Below are 2,510 nucleotides of genomic sequence, written 5' to 3'. Positions count from 1 at the left end.
AGATTGGACTGAACCAAAAGAGCCAGTATTATTGACAGTAAATGTACCGCCCTGCATGTCCTCTGAGCGAAGTTTGCCAGTACGTACTTTCTGGGCCACCTCAGTAATTTCACGAGCGATGCCTTTGATTGTTTTTTCGTCTGCATTTTTAATGACAGGTACAAATAATGCATCATCTGTAGCAACTGCAATCGAAATGTTGATGTCTTTTTTCTGGATGATTTTATCACCGGCCCACATGGAATTAATTTGTGGGTATTCCTTAAGCGCCTGAGCAACGGCTTTTACAAAGAAGGCAAAGAACGTTAAATTGAAGCCTTCTTTTTTCTTGAAATCATCCTTGATGTTATTCCTGTAATCAACAAGATTTGTTACATCCACTTCAACCATTGTCCATGCATGTGGAGCTTCATGCTTGCTGCGAAGCATATTAGCCGCTATTGCTTTACGGATGCCTGTAACCGGTATTTCGATGTCTCCTGCAGCTACAGGGACAGATGGAGCAGGTGCAGCTTGAACTGCAGCTGGCTGAGCTTGGGGTGCAGGGTGTGAAGCAGACGTTTGAACCGTTGCAGCTTCTGTTTTTTCAGCTGGCTTGGCAGCAGATGCCTGTGGAATATTGCCAGATTCGATGATCTTCTGCAGATCCTTACGTGTAATTCTGCCTCCTGCACCACTGCCCTTAACCTGGGATAGATCGATACTATTTTCCTGGGAAAGTTTCAGCACTGCTGGTGAATACCTAGCTTTACTTCCTTCATCCGCAGCTGGAACTTTAGCTGCATCCCCAGTAGCAGACACTACTGCTCCAGATGTTTCAGCAGCAGGAGCCGCTTCAGCGCCTCCGCCTTCTATTTCGATTGTGCAGATGATTTCCCCAACAGCTAATGTATCTCCTTCATTTGCAATCAATTCCTTGATTGTTCCAGCAAAGGAAGATGGTACTTCAGCATTTACCTTATCAGTCATCACTTCTGCAAGCGGATCATATTTATTCACTTTGTCCCCTACGGAAACAAGCCATTTGCTGATTGTACCTTCTGTTACACTCTCGCCTAATTGCGGCATTTTAATTTGTTCGATTGCCAAAGGTTGACCCTCCTTCTCCGATTCATTTTATTTCATAAAAGAATTTATATTAAAATTCAGCAAGCTCTCTCATTGCTTTTTCAACCTTGTCAGGATTGATCATGAAATATTTCTCCATCGTCGGCGCGTATGGCATCGCTGGAATATCCGGTCCTGCCAATCTTTTAATCGGAGCATCTAATTCGAACAGGCAATGTTCTGCAATAATCGCAGCAACCTCACCCATGATGCTTCCTTCTTTATTATCTTCTGTTACAAGAAGGACCTTACCAGTCTTGGATGCAGCTTCAATGATTGCTTCCTTATCCAGTGGATATACAGTGCGAAGATCTAAAATATGTGCGGAAATTCCATCCTTGGCAAGTCTTTCAGCTGCCTGAAGCGCAAAGTGGACAGCCAAGCCATAAGTAATGACAGTAATATCTTCGCCTTCACGCTTAACATCTGCTTTGCCGATTGGAAGAACATAATCATCTTCTGGTACCTCGCCTTTAATTAGACGATAAGCACGCTTGTGTTCGAAGAACAATACTGGATCCTCATCCCTGATTGCCGCTTTCAATAATCCTTTTACGTCATATGGAGTAGAAGGCATGACAATTTTCAATCCCGGCTGATTCGCAAACACTGCCTCAACGGACTGAGAATGATAAAGTGCACCGTGTACTCCGCCGCCATAAGGTGCGCGAATTACCATCGGACAGCTCCAGTCATTGTTGGAACGATAACGAATCCTGGCCGCTTCCGAAATAATCTGGTTTACAGCTGGCATGATGAAATCAGCGAACTGCATTTCTGCGATTGGGCGCATTCCGTACATTGCTGCCCCAATCCCAACGCCAGCGATTGCCGATTCTGCCAGCGGTGCATCAATTACTCGGTCTTCGCCAAACTGGTCATAAAGACCTTGAGTGGCTTTAAATACTCCACCCTTTTTCCCTACATCTTCACCGAGGACAAAAACTCTCGGATCTCTTTCCATTTCTTCCTTGATCGCTAGTGTAACTGCATCTATATAAGAAATAACCGCCATTTTTGCTCCCCCTTACTCTTCAGCATATACGTATTTTAAAGCATGTTCTGGCTCTGCGTATGGTGCGTTTTCAGCGTAATCCGTTGCTTCGTTCACCAATATCATGATCTTGTCATTGATTTCTTTTTCTACTTCATCATTCATGATGCCATTTTCTTTTAGGTAAGCACCAAATGTAATGATTGGGTCCTTCGTTTTTGCTTTAGCAACTTCATCAGGTGCACGGTAGCTTCTGTCATCGTCATCTGATGAGTGGGGAGTCAGGCGGTAAGAGACAGCCTCGACTAAAGTCGGACCCTCCCCGCGGCGACCACGGTCTGCAGCTTCTTTTACAACTTTATAAACTTCAAGTGGATCATTTCCATCAACAGTAAATCCAGGCATACCA

3 protein-coding genes are annotated in these 2,510 nt (G+C 44.4%); all 3 read right to left on the bottom strand.

The features are described 5' to 3' along the window. The coding region (locus tag WB217_RS01605) for a dihydrolipoamide acetyltransferase family protein (protein WP_423990032.1) at positions 1-1,089 on the bottom strand (1,089 nt) is incomplete at its 3' end. Between the two features lie 49 nt (positions 1,090-1,138). After that, a complete protein-coding gene (locus tag WB217_RS01600) occupies positions 1,139-2,122 on the bottom strand; it encodes an alpha-ketoacid dehydrogenase subunit beta (protein WP_207499925.1) in 984 nt (327 codons plus the stop codon). A gap of 12 nt (positions 2,123-2,134) precedes the next feature. Further along, a partial coding sequence (locus tag WB217_RS01595) for a thiamine pyrophosphate-dependent enzyme (protein ID WP_423990030.1) occupies positions 2,135-2,510 on the bottom strand: 376 nt, incomplete at its 5' end.

It is taken from the genome of Mesobacillus sp., assembly GCF_049588175.1.
Classification (GTDB): domain Bacteria; phylum Bacillota; class Bacilli; order Bacillales; family Cytobacillaceae; genus Mesobacillus.
This window is presented reverse-complemented; position numbering and strand designations above follow the sequence as displayed.